Genomic DNA, 19,320 nt, shown 5'->3' with positions numbered 1-19,320 from the left:
TCCGTACGGCAGTCCTCCCCGGTCCCCTCACCCCGACCTCCACCCCTCCCCGGCCGCCCGGCGGCCACCCGGCCCAAGGGGGCGCACCCCGCATGGAGCTACGGTCCTCGGCCCACACCGACACCTTCACGCGCGACCGGCTGCCACCGCCCGAGCAGTGGCCGCACCTCACCGACCTGGGCTATCCCGACCGACTGAACTGCGGCGCGGAACTCCTCGACGGCACCATCGCCCGGCTGGGCCCGGACCGGCCCGCGGTCCGCGACGCACACGGCCGGGTGTGGTCCTACGAGGAGTTGCGGGCGCGGGTCGATGCGATCGCCCACGCCCTCACCGGCCCACTCGGCGTCGTCCCGGGCAACCGCGTGCTGCTGCGCGGTCCCACCACGCCCTGGCTGGCCGCCTGCTGGCTCGCGGTCATGAAGGCCGGCGCGGTGGCGGTGACCGTCCTGGCCGCGCACCGGCCGGACGAACTCGCCACGATCTGCCGGCTCGCCCGGGTCCGGCACGCGCTGTGCGACGCCGGTGCGGTGGACGATCTGGTCCGGGCCGAGGTCCCGGGGTTGCGGATCACGACGTTCGGCGGGGAGGGCCCGGACGACCTGGCGCAGTGCGCGCGACCCGGTGGCGCGCCGTACCGCGCGGTGCCGACCGCCTCCGACGACGTCGCGCTGATCGCCTTCACCTCGGGCACCACCGGCCGCCCCAAGGGGTGTCTGCACTTCCACCGCGATGTGCTGGCCATCGCGGACACCTTCTCGACGCAGGTGCTGCGGCCGCGTCCGGACGACGTGTTCGCCGGCAGTCCGCCGCTCGGCTTCACCTTCGGGCTCGGCGGGCTGGTGGTCTTCCCGTTGCGGGTCGGGGCCTCGGCGTACCTGGCCGACTGGGGCGGGCCGGAGCGGCTGCTCGGCGATATCGCGTCCCACCGGATCTCGGTGCTGTTCACCGCGCCGACCGCTTACCGGGCGATGCTGCCCAAGCTCGCCGGGCACGATCTGACCTCGCTCCGCCGCTGCGTGTCGGCCGGTGAGAACCTGCCCGCCGCGACCTGGCGGTCCTGGCACGAGGCGACCGGCCTGCGGATCATCAACGGGATCGGCGCCACGGAGCTGCTGCACATCTTCCTGTCCGCCGCCGACGACGCGATCCGGCCGGGGACGACGGGGCTGCCGGTGCCCGGTTTCGAGGCGCGTGTGGTGGGTCCGGACGGCCGGCCGATTCCGGACGGCGAACCGGGGCTGCTCGCGGTCCGCGGCCCGACCGGCTGCCGCTATCTGGCCGACACCCGACAGACCGGCTACGTCCGCGACGGCTGGAACCTCACCGGCGACACCTACGTACGGGACCGGGACGGCTACTTCCGCTACGTGGCCCGCGCGGACGACATGATCATCTCGGCCGGGTACAACATCGCCGGCCCCGAGGTGGAGGACGCCCTGCTGCGACATCCGGACGTCACCGAGGCGGCGGTGGTCGGTCGGGCCGACGCGGACCGTGGCCAGGTGGTCGTCGCCCATGTGGTGCTGCGGGACGGCGTGCCGCCCGGGGCGGAGACCGTCGCGGCGCTGCGGGCGTTCGTCAAATCCCGGATCGCGCCCTACAAGTGCCCGCGCGAGGTGGTCTTCCACACCGCGCTGCCGCGCACCCCGACCGGCAAGCTCCAGCGCTTCCGACTGCGCGACCGGGATCTAGAGTGACCCGGTGAGCGACGAGCAAGCCCAGCACACCCCGCGGTCCCTGATCGTCACCTTCTACGGGGCCTACGGACGCGGCGCCGTGGACGGTTCCGGCGGCGCGCCCGGCCCGGTGCCGGTGGCCGCGCTGATCCGGCTGCTCGGGGTGCTCGGGGTGGATCCGCCGTCGGTGCGTTCCGCGGTCTCCCGGCTCAAGCGCCGTGGGCTGCTGGTCGCGGAGCGCACAGCCGCGGGCGCCGCCGCGTACGGCCTGTCCGACGCGGGCCGCCAGTTGCTGGAGGACGGCGACCGCCGGATATTCGGGCGGCCGGCCCGCCCGCCGGGTGAGGGCTGGGTGCTGGCCGTCTTCTCCGTCCCCGAGGAGGAGCGGCACAAGCGTCACCTCCTGCGCTCCCGGCTCGCCCGGCTGGGCTTCGGCACCGCCGCGCCCGGCGTCTGGATCGCCCCCGCGCACCTCTACGAGGAGACCCGTCACACCCTGGAGCGGCTCCAACTGGCTCCCTACGTCGACCTGTTCACCGGTACCCATGCCGGTTTCACGCCCACCGCGCAGGCCGTGGCGCGCTGGTGGGACCTGGACGCCCTCGCCGCGCGCCACCGCGCTTTCCTGGCCGCGCACGAACCGGTCCTGGAGCGCTGGACCCGGCGCCGCTCGCTTCCCCCCGAGGCGGCCTACCGCGACTACCTGCTCGCCCTGGACGCCTGGCGCCACCTGCCCTATGCGGATCCCGGGCTGCCCCCGGCCCTCCTGCCGGCGGACTGGCCGGGCGGTCGGGCGGCGGAGGTGTTCGGCCGGCTGCATGGCAAACTGCGGGCGGCCGGCGCCCCTTACGTGCAGGAGGCGACGGCCGGGTCGTTCCGCACCCAGGACGCCGGCTGAACCTCCCATTCTCGACTCCGCTCGAATGGGAGGCAGCCCGCGTCCTCGTACGCCCCGTGTCGTCGCCTCCGGCCCGCGGCCCCGGTGTTCCCCCTGGGCCGCGGGCACACCCCGTGCCCCCTGTTTCAGCGGCGCCGCTGCTGTGCCCCTACGGGGACGGCGGTGCGGCGCGGCCGGACGACCGGTCCGGCGGCGGCCGCCGCTGCCGGGCGCGGCCGGGCGGCGGCGATCACCGACACCACGTCCTTGAAGGAGCTGCACATCCGCGTGCCGGCGACCGCGGCGAGTTCACCGAACGTTCCGCTGCCGTAGGTGACCGCGACCGGCTCCATGCGCGCGGTCACCGCCATCCGCATGTCCCCGACGGTGTCCCCCACATATGCGCTCTGCCAGGCCGGGACCCCCAGCCGGCCGGCCGCGCGCAGCACCATCTCCGGGTGCGGTTTGCCACGCCGCACCATGTCCTGCCCGATGACCGGGCCGACCAGGTCGCGGATGCCCATCACATCGAGCAGGGCCTCGGCGCTGCGGGTGGTCTTGGAGGTGGCGACGGCGAGTTCGACGCCGTGGGCGCGCAGCGCGGACAGCCCGGCCGTCACTCCGGGGTAGAGCAGCTGCGGCCCCTGGCACAGGACCTCGTAGGCGAACAGTTCCCGGTAGCGGGAGATGGCGGCCTGCACCCGGCCGTCGTCCTCGGGCCGGCCCAGCAGCCGGCCGAACGCGGCGGCCGGAGGCTTGCCGATGGCCGCGGCCGCCTGCCGCGCGGTCACCGAACACCCCTGCTCCGCGGCCACCTTGGCCAGCAGCTTGCTGATCGCGGGCAGCGTGTTGGCGAGGGTGCCGTCCAGATCGAAGACGGCGGCCTTGAGGGTCTCGCCGCCGGCGCTCCGCGCGCCTCTCATCACAGGACGTTCGCCGACTTCCATTGATACGCGCATGGATGGGGACCTTTCCGGGTTCCGATGGGTGCGGGGGCTCGGGTGACTGTGCAGGCTCAGCTGGTCGGGCGGGCCTGCGGTCGACGACTGTGGCGGCAGAGGCGGTCTCGCCGTGGCGCACCACTGTCCAAGGGCGGTACGCGACCGTCGAGGTGGTGGCATCGGAAGGGATCGTCCCGTTTACCGCCTTCGGAGATTTAAAAACCGCCTGCGCTGTTTGTCAATGTGCCTTAGCCCGTCCCTGACAGTCGACAAGCGATCCAGGGCCGGCCACACTGGACATATACGCCGCCAACACCCGGTGCCAGGTCTGGACCACGGAGCGGAGCGATCACTTCCCGACAGAACGGGGAGGATCCGGCCATTCCCCACCACCATAGCGAACCGCATGGTTGGTTTTCTCTGTAGACTGCAAGCACGTTGCAGTCGTACGAGAGACGGGACGGACACCGTGCCCACGCAGCATCGCGCCATCCAGAGCCGCCAGGCGCTCATCCGCTCGGCCGCCGAGACCTTCCTGGAAAAGGGAGTGCCCGCCGCAGGCATGGTCGAGATCAGCCGGCGGGCCCGGCTCAGCAAGGGCGCCCTCTACTTCCACTTCACGTCCAAGGACGACCTGACCCTCGCCGTGCGGGACGCCGCCCTGGCCACCCTCAACGAGATCGAGGAGGGCTTCCTCCGCTCCCCCGAGCCGCTGACCGTGGCCGTCCGGGACTTCGCCGTCGAGCTGTTCGGCCGGGTGCAGTCGGACGCGGTGCTGCGCGCCGGGCTGCGGCTGCGCCCGGAGACCGCGCCCGGTCTGGACATCCACGCCTTGGAGCAGCGCTGGTACGCGCTCTTCCTCGACAAGGCGGTCACCTGCGGCACCGGTGAGCCGGTCCATATCGGGAACGGGCTCACCGGCCCGCACCCCACGGACGTCGAGCCCCGGCGCACCGCCCAGCTGCTGACGTCGATCGTGGTGGGGCTGCTGCACCTGGGCGGCGGCGACCGGACGTGGTGGGACGCGGAGGCGGTCACCGGGTTGTGGGGGCTGCTGCCGGCCGCGGCGGGTCGGGTCGCGGCCGCCGGGATTCCGGCGCCGGCGCAGGTCCCGGCCGGCTGACCGTCCGCGGCGACCGACGGCCCCTGGCCCGCTCCGGCCCCGCGCCGGTCTCACAACTCCACGAGTACCGCCCCGACATGGCGTCCCTGGGTGAGCTCGCAGAGCGCCCTCGGCGCCTGCTCGATCCCCGCCAGCAGGGCGTGCGGGAAGACGAGGGAACCATCCCGCAGCCCCCGGCCGAACTCCGCGATCCACTCCTCCGGCAGGTCGGGATGCACGTGCAGCCCGAAGCCGCGCAGCGCCACCCGGCGCGTGATGATCAGCGCCGAGTCCAGCTCGACCGGGCTGGCCACCCCACCACCCGCGCCCAACTGGCTGGAGAGCGCGCCGACCAGGGCGAACCGGGCCTCCGGGCGCGCCACCGCGAGCGCCGCGCGCAGTTGTTCACCACCCACGGTGTCCAGCAGCACGTCGATGCCGTCCGGCGCCGCCCGGCGCAGCTGCTCCTCGATCGGCCCGGCCCCGCGCACCACCGTGGCGTCGTACCCCAACTCGGTCCGCAGGCGGGCCGCCTTGACCTCCGAGCCGGTGCTGCCGATCACCCGGCCGGCTCCCAGTCGGCGGGCGAGCTGGCCAGCCAGGCTGCCCACACCGCCGGCCGCGCCGCTGACGAACACGGTGTCGCCCGGCCGGACCCCGGCGGCCCGGCGCAGCGCGCCCCAGGCAGTGGCGCCCTGGGAGAGGTGCGCGGCCAGGGAGGGCAGGGCGTCGAGGTCCAGTCGTCGGGCGTGCCGCTCGTCGACGGCCGCGAACTCCCGCCAGCCGTAGGGGTGGTGGACGAGGTCGCCGGGGACGAGGGTGCCGCCGGCGGCTGCCACGACCTCGCCGATCGCGGAGCCCCACAGCGGCCGGTCGAGCTCGAAGGAGGGCATCGGCAGCCGGGCCGCGGTCATCCGCGTCCGCATCGCCGCGGTGACCGCCATGAAGCGGGTGCGCACCAGCACCTGGCCCGGCCCCGGTTCGGGCAGCGGGACCTCGACCACCTCGAAGTGACGCTCCGTCAGTTGCGCGTCGTCGGCGCGGCGGGCCAGCCGCACCTCCCGGTGGACGGCGGGGAGGCCGGGCGCGGCGGGGACGGTCATCGGTCTGCTCCTTTGCGTGTTCGGCGGTACCACGCGGCACCGCATCGCCGGGGCAGGCGATCCGGCCATAATCGCCCCGCCGCCTATGAATACCGCACGGTTGGCTTCTTTATGATGCGGAAATAAACTGCGCGGCCACGGCAGCGGGTCGCGCCCAGGCACAACAACTCCACGAGAGCATACGGAGGATGATCGGTGGTCAAGCAGGAACGGGCGGTGCGTACCCGGCGCGCCGTCCTCGAAGCCGCGGCCCACGTCATCGGCACCCGCGGCTACCAGGCCGCCACGATGGCAGAGATCATCCAGCGCGCCGGAGTCACCAAGGGAGCCGTCTACTTCCACTTCCGCTCCAAGGACGCACTGGCGCGCGCGGTCATCCGGGAGCAGACCGAACCGTTCGTGCCACCGGTCAGCGACTCCCGCCTACAGGACGCCATCGACTTCACCCATCAGGTGGCGCTGGCCCTGCGCAGTGACCCGTTGTTGCAGGCCGGCACCCGGATCGCGGTCGAGACGACGTTCAGCGAGGAGCCGCTGGTCCCGTATCAGGCGTGGACCGACATCATCACCGCGATGTTCACCGACGCCCGGGACAAGGGCGAATTACTGCCCGCCGTCGCGCCGGACCGGGCCGCGGAGTTCTTCGTCGCCGCGTACATGGGCGTGCAGTTGTTCTCGCGGGCCGCGACCAATCGCGCCGATCTTCCCGAGCGGGTCACCGCGCTGTGGAAACACACCCTGCCGGGTCTGGCGTCGCCGGGTGCGCTGAGCCATCTGGACCCGCACGGCCGGTCCGTGAAGATCGCTGTCTGACCCTCCACCAGGAGTCGCCCCGGCGAGGAAACGGCCCGCTCAACACTGGAAAACAAACCGCATGGTTCGTATCTTGGAGCGGAGACCGGATCCCGTCCGTCGGAGCGCCGAGAGCCGCCCATCAGAAAGGACCATCATGGCCAGCGCCACCCTCACCCCGTCCGCACGCGATCACTCCGGCGGCGTCCACGGACGACGGGCGGACGGAAACCGACCGCGGGCGTTGACCATGACCGTGCCCCGTGAGTACGTGCACCGGGCTGCGGTGTCCGAGGTCTTTCTGACCAACTGGCAGCAGAGCGGGCCGGACGGCTGGTTGGTGTCCGCCCAGTGGCCCCGCGCGCACAGCTTCTACGGCCCGGCGGACGGGCTGCACGACCCGCTGCTGCTGATCGAGACGGTGCGGCAGGCGGGGATATTACTGAGCCACGTCGCGCACGACGTGCCGCTGGACCACCCGATCATCTGGCAGAAGGTCGGTTACGCCCTCCGACCGCAGGCGCTGCGCGCCGCCCTGAAACCAGCCGACATCGCGCTGCACATCACCGACCACGACGTGGTCCGCAGGCGGCAGCGGCTGGTCAGCGTCCGCCAGGAGTTCCGCATCGAGTGCGACGGCGCCGAGCTGGCCCGGGCGACGCTGGTGTACTCCTGCCACAGTGCGGCCGTCTACCGTCGGCTGCGCGGCGAGTACGGCGATCTGACGCTCGCCAACGCCCGGCGGCTGCCGCCGCCGGAGCCGGTCACGCCGCAGTCGGTGGGCCGGGACCGGACCGGCGACGTGGTCCTCTCCCCCACGGACCGCGCCGACCGCTGGCGGCTGCGGGTGGACACCTCGCATCCGGTGCTGTTCGACCACCCCGTGGACCACGTCCCGGGCATGCTGATGGTCGAGGCGGCCCGGCAGGCCGCGCGGGCGGCGGCGCCCGACTGGTCCCTGCCGGTCGCGCTGACCTGCTCCTTCGAGCGGTACGCCGAGTTGGACGCGCCGTGCTGGGTGCAGGCGCGGACCGCCGGGGTGTCCGACGACGGCCGCCGCGAGGTGGCGGTGCGCGTCGAGCAGCACGGTAAGCCGCTGTTCGACGCGCAGGTCACCGGCCTGCCGCTGCCGGAGGGCCTGCCCGACCCCTGTTGACGGCGCAGGCACGCTCCGCGCCCCAGATCGGCCCCGCCCCACGCTGCTTCCGGCCTCCCCGTCAGTGCAGCGTGAGGCGGGGCTTCGGCGCGTCGGTACGGCCGGCGGGCGGGGTGCGGCTGCCGGCCTGGTACGGCAGTGGCCAGGGGGCGCCCGGTCCGGTGTAGCCCTGTTCGGCGGCGGCGTGCAGGGTCCAGTGCGGGTCGTAGAGGTGTGGTCGGGCCAGTGCGCACAGGTCGGTGCGGCCGGCCAGGATCAGGGAGTTGACGTCGTCCCAGGAGGAGATGGCGCCGACCGCGATGACGGGGATGCCGAGGGTGTTGCGGATGCGGTCGGCGAACGGGGCCTGGTAGGAGCGGCCGAAGTCGGGGCGCTCGTGGGGCACGACCTGTCCGGTGGAGACGTCGATGGCGTCGGCACCGTGCTCGGCGAAGGCGGCCGCGATGGCCACCGCGTCGTCGGGGGTGGTGCCGCCCTCCGCCCAGTCGGTGGCGGAGATCCGGACAGTCATGGGGCGGTCTTTCGGCCATTGCTCGCGTACCGCGTCGAAGACTTCGAGGGGGAAGCGGAGGCGGCCGGCGAGGGAGCCGCCGTAGGCGTCGGTGCGGCGGTTGGTCAGCGGCGAGAGGAATGCGGAGAGGAGGTAGCCGTGGGCGCAGTGGAGTTCGAGGAGGTCGAAGCCGGCGCGTGCGGCAGCGGCGGCGGAGCGGGTGAACTGGTCGCGCACGGCGGTGAGTTCGGTGGTGGTCAGGGCGTGCGGGATCTGGTTGACGCCCGGGCGGTAGGGCAGTGCGGAGGGGGCGACGAGGGGCCAGTTGCCGTCCGGGAGCGGCTGGTCGATGCCCTCCCACATGCGGCGGGTCGAGCCCTTGCGGCCGGAGTGGCCCAGCTGGACGCCCACGGCCGTGCCGGGCGCCTGGGTGTGCACGAAGTCGGTGACGCGCCGCCAGGCCCGTTCGTGTTCCGGTGCGTACAGGCCGGTGCAGGCCGGGGTGATCCGCCCCTCGGGGCTGACGCACACCATTTCCGTCATCACCAGGCCGGCGCCGCCCAGGGCGCGGGCGCCGAGGTGGACGAGGTGGAAGTCGCCGGGGGTGCCGTCGCCGTCGGCTGCGTACATGTCCATCGGGGAGACCACGACCCGGTTGCGCAGGGTCAGTCCGCGGAGCCGGAAGGGGGTGAACATCGGCGGTGTCCCGGTGGGGACGCCCGCCTCCGCGGCCACCGCGTCGGTGAACTCGGCGTCCCGCAGGCGCAGGTTGTCGTGGGTGACCCGGCGGCTGCGGGTGAGCAGGTTGAAGGCGAACTGGTGCGGCGGCTGCTCGGTATAAGTGGCGAGGTCCTCGAACCACGCGAGGCTGGCGCGGGCGGCGCGCTGGGTGGAGGCGACGACGGGGCGACGCTCGGTCTCGTAGGCGGCGAGGGCGTCCGGCAGGGTGGGCTGTTCCCGGAGGCAGGCGGCGAGGGCGAGGGCGTCCTCGACGGCGAGTTTGGTGCCGGAGCCGATGGAGAAGTGGGCGGTGTGCGCGGCGTCGCCGAGCAGCACGATCCGGCCGTGCGACCAGCGCTCGTTGACGACCGTGCGGAAGGCGATCCAGCTGGAGTTGTTGGTGCGCAGGGGGCGGCCGCCCAAGGAGTCGGCGAAGAGTGCGGCGCACCAGGCGGCCGAGGCGGACTCGTCGTAGGTGTCGAGGCCGCCTGCGCGCCAGACCTCTTCGCGCATCTCGACGATGACGGTGCTGGCGCCGCCGCCGGGTTCGCCGGGGCGATCGGGTGCCGGGTGAGAGGGCCGCGGGGCGCCGGACGAAGTCCGGGGAGGCGTCGGTGAGGGGTGGGCGTACGGATAGGCGTGGAGCTGGGCGATGCCGTGGCCGGTGTCGGCGATCTCGAAGCGGAAGGCGTCCAGGGCGAAGTCGGCGGAGAGCCAGATGTAGCGGCAGCGGTGGGTGGTCAGCTGCGGACGGAAGGCGTCCGCGTGTGCAGTGCGGGTGGTGCTGTGCACGCCGTCGGCGGCGATCACCAGGTCGTGGTCGCGGGCGAGTTGGGCGGCCGGCGGGGCCTCGGTGCGGAAGACCAGCCGTACGCCCAGGGAGCGGCAGCGGTCGTGGAGGATCGCCAGCAGCCGGCGGCGGCCGAGGGCGGCGAAGCCGTGCCCGCCGGAGGTGAGGGTGCGGCCGCGGTGCACGATGTCGATGTCGTCCCAGCGCACGAACTCCGCTTGCAGGGCGCGGTAGACGACCGGGTCGGCGTGCTCGATGCCGCCGAGGGTCTCGTCGGAGAGGACGACGCCGAAGCCGAAGGTGTCGTCGGGGGCGTTGCGCTCCCAGACGGTGATCTCGCGGTCCGGGTCGAGCCGTTTGAGCAGGGCCGCGGCGTAGAGCCCGCCCGGGCCGCCGCCGAGGACGGCGACCTTCAGCGGCCGCGGGTCGGGGCCCGCGGACCCGGTCACTTTCCCTGCCACTCGGGGGGCCGCTTCTCGGTGAAGGCGGCGTGGAACTCGGCGTAGTCGGCGCTGTTCATCAGCAGCGCCTGGGTGGCGGCGTCCAGTTCGACGGCGGCGGCCAGTGGCATGTCGAGTTCGGCGGTGAGGAGGGCCTTGGTCTGGGCGTGGGCCAGCGCGGGGCCGTCGGCGAGCCGGCGGGCGAGGGCGGCGGCCCGTTCGTCGGCGCGGCCCTCCTCGGCGAGTTCGCTGATCAGGCCGAGGCGTTCGGCCTCGGGGGCGCGGACCGGGTCGCCGAGCATCAGCACCCGGGTGGCGTGGCCGAGGCCGATGACGCGCGGCAGGAGGTAGGCCGCGCCCATGTCGCCGCCGGAGAGGCCGACGCGGGTGAAGAGGAACGCGAAGCGGGCGGAGGGGTCGGCGACCCGGAAGTCGGCGGCCAGGGCGAGCACCGCGCCGGCGCCGGCGGCCACACCGTGCACGGCCGCGATGACCGGGAAGGGGCATTCCCTGATGGCCCGGACGACCTGCCCGGTCATCCGGTTGAAGTCCAGGAGTTGGGCGGTGTCCATGCCGAGGGTGACGCCGATGATCTCCTCGACATCGCCGCCGGAGCAGAAGCCGCGGCCCTCGCCGGCCAGGACCAGGGCGCGCACCGAGCGTTCCCGGGAGAGTTCGGCGAGCAGGTCGCGGAGGTCGGCGTAGGACTCGAAGGTGAGCGCATTGAGCTTCTCGGGGCGGGCGAGGGTGACGGTGGCGACGCCGTCCTCTCTGGTGACCCGGATGTGCTGCCAAGCGCCGGTGCTGCGGGCGGATCCTGCGAACGGGCTCATCGGTCTGCCTGCCCCCTTCAGCCGGATGGCTGGTGCGTGCGGTGGCCGCGGATGCGGTGGCGGTGCGGGACGCGCGAAATGCCCTTCGAAGCTATCACCCCTTTGTGACCGTCGTCATGAGGGCGCGATATCCCGTCGGATGTGCCGGGGCGGGCGGCGGAGCGCAGGACGGGCCGGAGGTCCTGCCGCTCGCGGGACGTAGGTCCTGGTCGGCCTGGTCTCCCGACCCTGCTGCCGGCGCCGGCGCGCGGCCTAGCGTGGAGGCGTCCCGCAGGGCCCGGACGTCGATCCCGGCCCTCCGCGAAGGGAGCGGCGCATGCCGGAACCGCAGACCACGGAACCGACCGCGCAGCACGCGCCCGGGCCGTCCGGCCCCACGTGCTGGCGGATCGAGCTGCCGCACGCCCCGTCCGCGGTGTCCCTGGCCCGCGCCCTGACCGGTGCCGCGCTGCGGGATCTGCGCGCCACCGCGGACCGTGCCACCGCCGTGCTGCTCACCGCCGAACTGGTCGCCAACGCCGTCGCGCACACCCCTGGCCCCGGACCCGTCGAGCTGGTGGTGCGGGCCCGGACGGCGGGCTGCGAGGTGGAGGTGCACGACGCGGATCCGACGCCGGTGGCGGGGCTGGCCGGGACGGTGGGCGCGGCGGGGCGGACGGGGCGCGGTGCGGCGGGGCCGGTCGCCACAGGGACCGGGGCCGGGGGCGGTCAGCGGTCGCCGGCGGTGGGGCGGGGGCTGCGGCTGGTCCGGGGGCTCAGTTCGGCCGCCGGTTGTCGCCGGACGCCGCGCGGCAAGGCGGTGTGGTTCACCCTTCCCGCGCTGCGGGAGCCGCGGCTGTCGTGACGGCGGACGTCCCGGTCGCCCCGGCGGGCTGCCCGCTGGGGGCGCAGGTGGCATCGGGGGCGTCCCCGAGGCGCGACTTTGGGAGGTGGTCCCCCACACCGTCCGGGGCGGAGCCGGGTGTTCCGGTCCCGAGGCGCGAGCGGCGGCGCCCGTAGAGCGAGTAGACCACCGCGCCGACGGCGAGGAAGCCGGCGAACTGGAGCCAGGTGGCCGGGCCGGTGCCGTAGACGAGGTAGCCGCAGAAGGCGACGCCGAGCAGGGGGCTGAGCGGGAACAGCGGGACGCGGAAGCGGCGCTGTAGGTCGGGCCGGGTGCGGCGGAGGACCAGCACGCTGATGTTGACCACCGCCATGACCGCCAGCGTGCCGACGCTGCTCAGGTTCATCACCATGTCCAGCGGGACGACCGCGGCCGGAACGGCGAAGACCCCGGCGACGATCCAGGTGTTGGCGACGGGCGTGGCGGTCCGCGGCGAGACCCGGGCGAAGACCCGCGGGACCAGGCCGTCCCGCGCCATCGACATCAGGATGCGGGTCTGGCCGTACATCACGGCGAGGACCACGGAGGCGATGGCAACGACCGCGCCGAAGGCGATCACCGAACCGCCGAGGCCGGAGTGGGTGACCCGGTCGACGATCAGCGACAGCGCCGCCGGGCGACCCGCGACCTGCCCGGAGGAGAGCGCGCCGATGGCGGCCAGCGCGACCAGGCAGTACAGGACGGTGACCACGCCGATGCAGACCATGATCGCGATGGGGATGTTGCGGCGCGGGTTGCGCGCCTCCTCACCGGCGGTGGTGATCGCGTCGAAGCCGATGTACGAGAAGAAGGCGACCGAGGCGCCGGAGGTGATCCCGGCGAGGCCCTCGGGGGCGAACGGGGAGAGGTTGCCGCTGCGGAACGCGCCGAAGCCGATCACGCAGAACAGCACCAGGACCGCCAACTTGAGCACCGCCATCGCCGCGGTGGCGCGGGCGCTCTCCCGGATGCCGCGGACCAGCAGCAGCGCGGCCAGCAGCACCACGACCACGGCCGGGAGGTTGACGACGCCGCCGTCGCCGGGCGGGTTGGCGAGCGCGGCGGGCAGCTGCCAGCCGGTGAGGCTGCCGAGCAGTTGGTTGAGGTACTGGCCCCAGCCGACGGCGACCGCCGAGACCGAGACGCCGTATTCGAGCAGCAGGCACCAGCCGACGAGGAAGGCGGTGCGCTCGCCGAGGGTGGCGTAGGCGTAGGAGTACGAGCTGCCGGAGACCGGGATCGCGCCGCCCAGCTCGGCGAAGGAGAAGGCGGTGAAGACGCAGGTGATGGCCGCCAGGACGAAGGAGACGACGACCGCGGGACCGGCCTGGGCAACGGTGTCGGAGAGCCCGACGAAGATGCCGGTGCCGACGACGGCGCCGACGCCGAAGCAGACGAGCTGGAAGAGGCCCATGCTGCGCCGCAGGCCGTGGCCGTGGAGGTCCGCTCCGGATTCGGCGATGAGGAGGTCGGGGGACTTGATGCGCAGTCCGGACGCGCCTGAGCGGGGCATGGGTGGTTCTCTCTCTGGTGGTGCGAGGCGCGCGGCGCGGGTGGGCCGGGCGCGCAGCGGGGTCCGGACCGGTGGGTCCGAACCCCGTGAGCGGCTCGATGGTAACCACCCGAGCGGCATCGTCGCTCAGGGGGCGTACGGCCATGCCCTGCTCGCCTAGCGTGCCAGCGTCGCCACCATCACGGCCTTGATGGTGTGCATCCGGTTCTCCGCCTCGTCGAAGACGACCGAGTGCGCGGACTCGAAGACCTCGTCGGTGACCTCCAGCGAGGTCAGGCCGTGGCGGGCGTGGATCTCCCGGCCGACCTCGGTACCGAGGTCGTGGTAGGCGGGCAGGCAGTGCAGGAACTTCACCCCGGGCTTGCCGGTGGCGCGCAGCACGTCCATCGTGACCGCGTACGGGGTGAGCAGCGCGATCCGCTCGTCCCAGACCTCCTTGGGCTCGCCCATGGAGACCCAGACGTCGGTGGCGACGAAGTCGGCGCCCCGCACGCCCTCGGCGACGTCCTCGGTGAGGGTGATCCGGGCCCCGCTGGTCTCCGCGAGCGACCGCGCCCGGGCGATGACGGCCTCCTCGGGCCACAGCTTGCGGGGCGCCACGATCCGTACGTCCATGCCGAGCAGGGCGCCGGTGACGAGGTAGGAGTTGCCCATGTTGTTGCGGGCGTCGCCGAGGTAGGCGAAGGCGGTCTCCTCCAGGGGGCGGCCGCCGCCGTGCTCGGTCATGGTCAGGACGTCGGCGAGCATCTGGGTCGGGTGCCAGTCGTCGGTGAGCCCGTTGTAGACGGGCACCCCGGCGTGCGCGGCGAGCTCTTCGACGTCGGTGTGGCTGCTGCCGCGGAACTCGATGGCGTCGAACATCCGGCCAAGGACGCGGGCGGTGTCCTTGACCGACTCCTTGTGCCCGATCTGCGAACCGGACGGGTCGAGGTAAGTGGTCGTGGCGCCCTGGTCCGCGGCCGCGACCTCGAAGGAACAGCGGGTCCGGGTCGAGGTCTTCTCGAAGATCAGGGCGATGTTGCGGCCGTTCAGGCGGCGGACCTCGGTACCGGCGTGCTTGGCCGCTTTCAGCTCGGCGGCCAGGTCGATCAGTCGGCGGAACTCCTCGGCGCTGAAGTCCAGCTCCTTGAGGAAGTGGCGGCCCGTGAGGTCTATCGCCATGGGTGGGCTCCTGGTTCGCGGCGGTCGGGACGGATGGGACGGGGTGGGGCGGGGGGCGGTGCCGGGTTCGGACCGTTACCGGGGTCGGGCCGACGCCGGAGTTGGACCGATACCGGAGTCGGACCGAGGGTTGGCTCGGCCCGAGGGGGATCAGCCCCGAGGGGTGGTTCGGACGGACCCGAGGGGTGGTTCGGATCGCGTTCGAACTCTGGAAGTCTATACGAGACGCCGTATCTCTATACAGAGCCTTCCCCGAGGGACGCACTCCAACCCGGTGGGGTGCGGGTCGGGAGGGTCGGTGGACCCCGTAGGGCCCGGTGGGGCTGGTCCGGCCGGACACCGCGGCCCGGCACCCCACCGTGCCACGGCCCCGGCGCACCCGCCCGCCCGGAACGTCCCACCGGCTCGGTCCAGACCGTCCCGGCTCGCCCCACTCCCGCCTCAGAGCACCCGGCTCAGAGCACCCGGCTCAGAGCACACCCGCCTCAGGCCGTGCCCCGCTCAGGCCACGCCCCGCTCAAGCAGGCCCCTCCTCAAGCCACCCCCGGCACGGCGTCCCTCGTCACCGGGCAGCTCATACAGCGCGGTCCGCCACGGCCCCGGCCCAGTTCGCTCCCGGGGATCGTGATCACCTCGATGCCGCGCTTGCGCAGGAAGGTGTTGGTGGTGACGTTCCGCTCGTAGGCCACCACCACGCCCGGCTCCACCGCCAACACGTTGCAGCCGTCGTCCCATTGCTCGCGCTCGGCTGAGTGCACGTCCTGGGTCGCGGTGAGCACCCGGATGTCGGAGAGGCCCAGGGAGGCCGCTATGGCGCGGTGCATGTGCTCCGGCGGATGGTCGGTGACCTTGAGGTCCTGGGCACCCGCGCCTGGTTCGATGGTGTACGAGCGGAGCATGCCCAGACCCGCGTACTGGGTGAAGGTGTCCCCGTCGATCATGGTCATCACGGTGTCCAGGTGCATGAACGCACGTCGCTTGGGCATGTCCAGCGCCACGATCGTCTGCGCGGAACCCGCCGCGAACAGCCCGCGGGCCAGGAGTTCCACCGCCTGCGGGGTGGTCCGCTCGCTCATGCCGATCAGCACCGCGCCGTTTCCCAGCACCAGCACGTCGCCGCCCTCGATCGTCGAGGGGTAGTCCGCCTGGCCCTCGGACCAGACGTGGAAGGGCTCGTCACGGAAGAGCGGGTGGTAGTGGTAGATGGCCTCGTAGTGCACGGTCTCGCGCTGCCGGGCGGGCCACCGCATCGAGTTGATCGACACCCCGTCGTAGATCCAGGCGGAGGTGTCGCGGGTGAAGAGGTGGTTGGGCAGCGGACCCAGCAGGAAGTCGTCCAGGTCCATCACGTGGAAGCGGACCGAGGTGGGTTCGGGGTGGCGTTCCAGGAACTCGCGCTTGGTCATCCCGCCGACCAGCGCCTCGACGAGTTCGGGCACCGGCAGTTCCTCGAAGGCCGCCCGCAAGTGGTCGGTCGCCAGCGGCCCGTACTCCTTCTCGTCGAAGACCCGGTCCAGGACCAGCGTCCGCGCCTCGGGGATCTGCAGGCTGTCGGCCAGCAGATCCCCGAAGAGGTGCACCTCGACACCCCGGTCGCGGAGCACGTCCGCGAACCCGTCGTGCTCGGCCCGGGCCCGACGTACCCACAGCACGTCGTCGAAGAGCAAGGTGTCCTTGTTGGAGGGGGTGAGCCGCTTCAGTTCCAGATCGGGGCGGTGCAGGATCACCCGGCGCAGCCGCCCGGCCTCTGAGTCGACATGGAATCCCATCTCCCCATCTTGTCGGCTCGGAGCGCACGACGTCGGGAGTCGAGGGATGTCGGGGTCGGTCGCGGGATGCCGGGGGCGCGGGATGTCGGGGGATGCTGATGGAGTGGCGGGGTGGTGGGTGGGGTTGGTGGGGTGTTGGCTCCGCCTCCCCCTCACGCCCCCGTCCACCACCCCGGCTCCTCGCCCCGCCCTAAGGTCAGCGCCAGCCGCAGCGACAGCCCCGTCTCAGCGGCAGCGCCACCGCGGGGTCAGCATGCAGCGGGGTCACCGCCGCCGTGGGGTCACCGCCGTCGTGGGGTCACCGCCGCCGTGGGATCAGCGCCGCCGCCACCGCGCCCGCCGACGTCACCGCCGCGATGATCCAGCCGCCGCGCAGCGCCCCGAACTCCGGGTGCTGCTGGCCGCCCATGGTGGCGACCAGTACGGCGACGCCGAGCGCGGTGCCGGCCTGACGGGAGACCATCAGGACGCCCGAGCCGAGGGAGAGTTGGCTACTGGGCAGCGATCCCGCGGCGGCGAACATCACCGGCTGGTACAGCCCGGTGCCGATCCCGGCGAAGATCAACCCCGGCAGGAACCGCGCCGCGTAGTGCGTGCCCCCGCTCCCGTCGCCGGCCAGGACGATCCACCACAGGGCGGCCGCCACGAAGCTCAGCGCGCCCATCACCGCCGTCACCCGGCCACCGACCGCCCCGACGATCCGGCCGGAGACCGCGGAGACCACCAGCACGGTCAGCGGCCAGGGCGCCATCGCCAGCCCGGCCGTCCGTACCGAGTAGTGCCAGACGTCGGTGAACAGCAGGCTCGCGGCGAGCATCATCGCCCCGTAGGCGACGAAGTAGCTGAGCAGCCCCAGGGTGGCCGGGGTGAATCCGGGGGTGCGGAAGAGCACCGGAGGCACGATGGGTTGCGCGGCCCGTCGGACGTGGCGCACGCCCAGCACACCGGCCAGTACGCCGGCGGCGAGGACGGCGAGCGTGGCCGGCGCGGTGTACCCCCACTCGGGGGCCTGGACGCACGCGGTCACCAGCGCACCGACGAAGACCAGCACCAACGCCGTCCCCGGCAGGTCGAGCGCCTGCCGGGGCCCACGCGCCGAGCGGGGCAGCAGCCGGACGCCCGCGCCGACCGCGAGCAGCACCACCGGGACGTTGATCAGGAAGATCAGCCGCCAGTCGGAGGCGGCGAGCAGCCCGCCGATCACCGGGCCGGAACTCGCTGCCACGGCGCTGACCGCCGTCCACGCGCCGACCGCGGTCGCCCGCTCGCGCGCCGGGAAGGCGGGCAGCGCGAGGGAGAGCGAGGTGGGGATCAGCACGGCGGCGGCCATGCCCTGCACCACGCGCGCCACGACGAGCAGGGTGAGCGTGGGCGCCGCCCCGCAGGCCGCCGACGCCAGGCCGAACAGCACCATGCCGATCAGGAAGCAGCGCCGCCGCCCGGCCTCGTCGGCGAGCCGCCCGGCGGGCACCAGGAGGGCGGCGAGCACGACGGTGTAGCCGTTGAGCACCCAGGAGAGCGCGGAGGCGGACGCCGGTGCGAAGTCCTGGCCGATCGCCGGGAACGCGATGGTGACCGCGATCAGATCGAGTACGGCGAGGAACTGCGCCGCGGAGGCGATCGCCAGGATCAGCCAGCGGCGGGGATCGGGCGCTTCGCCGGGGTCGGGCGCTTCGCCAGGGGCGGAGGCTGCGCTCGGCTCGGGGGCACGGCGCGGCTCGGGGGCTGCGCTCGGCCCGGGAGCTACGCGGGTTGTCGTGGGGTGGGTGGGGGCGTCGACCTGCCGGCCGGTGGCGCGGGCGGCTGACCGCGGGGCGGCCGTGGAGGTGCGGGACTGCGGGCCGGTGGCCGGAGCGCAGGGACGCTCGTTGTCGTCGGGTCGCCGGGGAGCGGGGGCAGCGCCGGTGGGCGCACCCGTCCCCGGGCTTCCCGGAGGAGGAGTGGTCATATCGCTCAAGCATCGGCGGTGCGCTCCCCCGTCACGAGTGGCAGCCCTGCCACCACCCGCTACATTTCTGCCAAGCGTTCTGCCACACTCGCGCCATGCCCTCGATCGCGATCGCCGTCACCGACGGCATGCCGTTCTTCGAACTCTCCGTCCCCTGCCACATCTTCGGCTTCGACCGGCTCCAGCCGCCTCCGGACTGGTACGACCTCCGGGTGTGCGTGATCGGTGGCACGGAGGGTGAAGTGCCGCTTGCCGGGCCGTGGTTCAGCACCCGGACCCCGCACGGCGTCGAGGACCTGATCTCCGCCGACACGGTCATCGTGCCGGCGTCCGCGGACGTCCACGGCGACCCGCCGGCCGAACTCGTCGCGGCGCTGCGCGAGGCCCACCGGCTCGGCGCGCGCCTGGTGTCGTTCTGTTCGGGCGCCTTCACCCTCGCCGCGACCGGACTGCTCGACGGCCGGACCGCCGCCACCCACTGGATGTACGCGCCCCTGCTCGCCGAGCGCTATCCGACACTCACCGTGGACCCTTCGGTCCTCTACGTCGACCACGGCGACGTGCTCACCGGCGCGGGCGCCACCGCCTCCATCGACGTCTGCCTGCACCTCATCCGCGAGGACTTCGGCACCGGCGTCGCCAACTCCCTCGCCCGGCAGTTGGTCGCACCCGCGCACCGTCCCGGCGGCCAGGCACAGTACATCGAGACACCGCTGCCACAGCGCCGCGACGACTCCCTGGCGCCGGTCCTGCACTGGGCCGCCGAACGGCTCCGCGAACCGCTGACCGTCGCCGACCTCGCGCGGTACGCGCACACCAGCCCGCGCACACTCGTCCGGCGCTTCCACGCCGCGACCGGGACCACGCCGATGCAGTGGCTCCAGTCCCAACGCCTCGCCCGGGCCCGGGAGTTGCTGGAGAGCACCGACCTGCCCGTGGACCGGGTGGCGGAGATCGCCGGCCTGGGAACGGCCGCCAACCTCCGCCGCCACTTCACACGGGCGATCGGCGTGCCCCCGGTCGACTACCGGCGGACGTACCGGGCCGCACGGGTGACACCGGTGGCACCGGTGGAGTCGATGACACCGGTGGCACCCGTGGAGTCGGTGGCATCGGTGGCATCGGTGGCGTGAACCACCGACGC

Annotated in this window: 15 protein-coding genes; 7 read left to right on the top strand and 8 right to left on the bottom strand. The window is 73.3% G+C overall.

What is annotated here, in order from left to right:
* The first annotated feature begins 92 nt into the window (after window positions 1–92).
* Window positions 93–1,700, top strand: coding sequence for an AMP-binding protein (locus ACO0M4_RS05480; protein WP_430368477.1), 1,608 nt, complete (start codon window positions 93–95; stop codon window positions 1,698–1,700).
* A gap of 4 nt (window positions 1,701–1,704) precedes the next feature.
* Window positions 1,705–2,577, top strand: coding sequence for a PaaX family transcriptional regulator (locus ACO0M4_RS05475; RefSeq protein ID WP_430368476.1), 873 nt, complete (start codon window positions 1,705–1,707; stop codon window positions 2,575–2,577).
* A gap of 125 nt (window positions 2,578–2,702) precedes the next feature.
* On the opposite strand, the gene ACO0M4_RS05470 is transcribed toward ACO0M4_RS05475, so the two are convergent.
* Window positions 2,703–3,479 (bottom strand): HAD family hydrolase, encoded by a 777-nt coding sequence (locus ACO0M4_RS05470; protein WP_430368474.1) that lies wholly within the window; start codon window positions 3,477–3,479, stop codon window positions 2,703–2,705.
* A gap of 487 nt (window positions 3,480–3,966) precedes the next feature.
* Between ACO0M4_RS05470 and ACO0M4_RS05465 the strand changes: the two genes are divergently transcribed.
* Complete coding sequence (locus ACO0M4_RS05465) at window positions 3,967–4,620, top strand: TetR family transcriptional regulator (RefSeq protein WP_430368472.1); 654 nt, start codon at window positions 3,967–3,969, stop codon at window positions 4,618–4,620.
* A gap of 50 nt (window positions 4,621–4,670) precedes the next feature.
* Here the strand turns inward: ACO0M4_RS05465 and ACO0M4_RS05460 are convergent, their stop codons facing one another.
* Window positions 4,671–5,702, bottom strand: a complete 1,032-nt coding sequence (locus tag ACO0M4_RS05460; protein ID WP_430368470.1) for an MDR family NADP-dependent oxidoreductase — start codon at window positions 5,700–5,702, stop codon at window positions 4,671–4,673.
* A gap of 195 nt (window positions 5,703–5,897) precedes the next feature.
* Between ACO0M4_RS05460 and ACO0M4_RS05455 the strand changes: the two genes are divergently transcribed.
* Both ACO0M4_RS05455 and ACO0M4_RS05450 read left to right on the top strand, forming a co-directional pair.
* A complete protein-coding gene (locus ACO0M4_RS05455; protein WP_100602749.1) occupies window positions 5,898–6,515 on the top strand; it encodes a ScbR family autoregulator-binding transcription factor in 618 nt (205 codons plus the stop codon).
* A gap of 136 nt (window positions 6,516–6,651) precedes the next feature.
* Complete coding sequence (locus ACO0M4_RS05450; RefSeq protein WP_430368468.1) at window positions 6,652–7,650, top strand: ScbA/BarX family gamma-butyrolactone biosynthesis protein; 999 nt, start codon at window positions 6,652–6,654, stop codon at window positions 7,648–7,650.
* Window positions 7,651–7,711: 61 nt separating this feature from the next.
* On the opposite strand, the gene ACO0M4_RS05445 is transcribed toward ACO0M4_RS05450, so the two are convergent.
* Both ACO0M4_RS05445 and ACO0M4_RS05440 read right to left on the bottom strand, forming a co-directional pair.
* Complete coding sequence (locus ACO0M4_RS05445; RefSeq protein WP_430371261.1) at window positions 7,712–10,099, bottom strand: FAD-dependent monooxygenase; 2,388 nt, start codon at window positions 10,097–10,099, stop codon at window positions 7,712–7,714.
* A complete protein-coding gene (locus tag ACO0M4_RS05440; RefSeq protein WP_430368467.1) occupies window positions 10,096–10,923 on the bottom strand; it encodes an enoyl-CoA hydratase family protein in 828 nt (275 codons plus the stop codon). Before ACO0M4_RS05440 ends, ACO0M4_RS05445 begins: the two co-directional genes overlap by 4 nt.
* 316 nt (window positions 10,924–11,239) lie before the next feature.
* On the opposite strand from ACO0M4_RS05440, the gene ACO0M4_RS05435 reads away from it, so the two are divergent.
* The gene (locus ACO0M4_RS05435) at window positions 11,240–11,767 is read left to right on the top strand and encodes an ATP-binding protein (RefSeq protein WP_430368466.1); all 528 of its coding nucleotides are present in this window, start codon (window positions 11,240–11,242) and stop codon (window positions 11,765–11,767) included.
* Here ACO0M4_RS05435 and ACO0M4_RS05430 read toward each other — a convergent pair.
* The 4 genes from ACO0M4_RS05430 to ACO0M4_RS05415 all read right to left on the bottom strand — a co-directional run bounded on the left by ACO0M4_RS05430 (window position 11,730) and on the right by ACO0M4_RS05415 (window position 18,176).
* On the bottom strand, window positions 11,730–13,298 hold the full coding sequence (locus ACO0M4_RS05430) for an amino acid permease (RefSeq protein WP_430368464.1): 1,569 nt from the start codon (window positions 13,296–13,298) through the stop codon (window positions 11,730–11,732). The genes ACO0M4_RS05435 and ACO0M4_RS05430 overlap by 38 nt on opposite strands.
* Window positions 13,299–13,454: 156 nt before the next feature.
* On the bottom strand, window positions 13,455–14,459 hold the full coding sequence (gene argF / locus ACO0M4_RS05425) for an ornithine carbamoyltransferase (RefSeq protein WP_430368463.1): 1,005 nt from the start codon (window positions 14,457–14,459) through the stop codon (window positions 13,455–13,457).
* 533 nt (window positions 14,460–14,992) lie between these two features.
* On the bottom strand, window positions 14,993–16,228 hold the full coding sequence (locus ACO0M4_RS05420; protein WP_430368461.1) for an arginine deiminase: 1,236 nt from the start codon (window positions 16,226–16,228) through the stop codon (window positions 14,993–14,995).
* A gap of 298 nt (window positions 16,229–16,526) precedes the next feature.
* Complete coding sequence (locus ACO0M4_RS05415) at window positions 16,527–18,176, bottom strand: MFS transporter (protein WP_430368459.1); 1,650 nt, start codon at window positions 18,174–18,176, stop codon at window positions 16,527–16,529.
* 95 nt (window positions 18,177–18,271) lie between these two features.
* On the opposite strand from ACO0M4_RS05415, the gene ACO0M4_RS05410 reads away from it, so the two are divergent.
* Window positions 18,272–19,309, top strand: coding sequence for a GlxA family transcriptional regulator (locus ACO0M4_RS05410; RefSeq protein ID WP_430368457.1), 1,038 nt, complete (start codon window positions 18,272–18,274; stop codon window positions 19,307–19,309).
* Window positions 19,310–19,320 lie beyond the last annotated feature (11 nt).

The sequence above is a fragment of the Streptomyces sp. RGM 3693 genome, from assembly GCF_050471125.1.
GTDB lineage: Bacteria > Actinomycetota > Actinomycetes > Streptomycetales > Streptomycetaceae > Streptomyces.
This window is presented reverse-complemented; position numbering and strand designations above follow the sequence as displayed.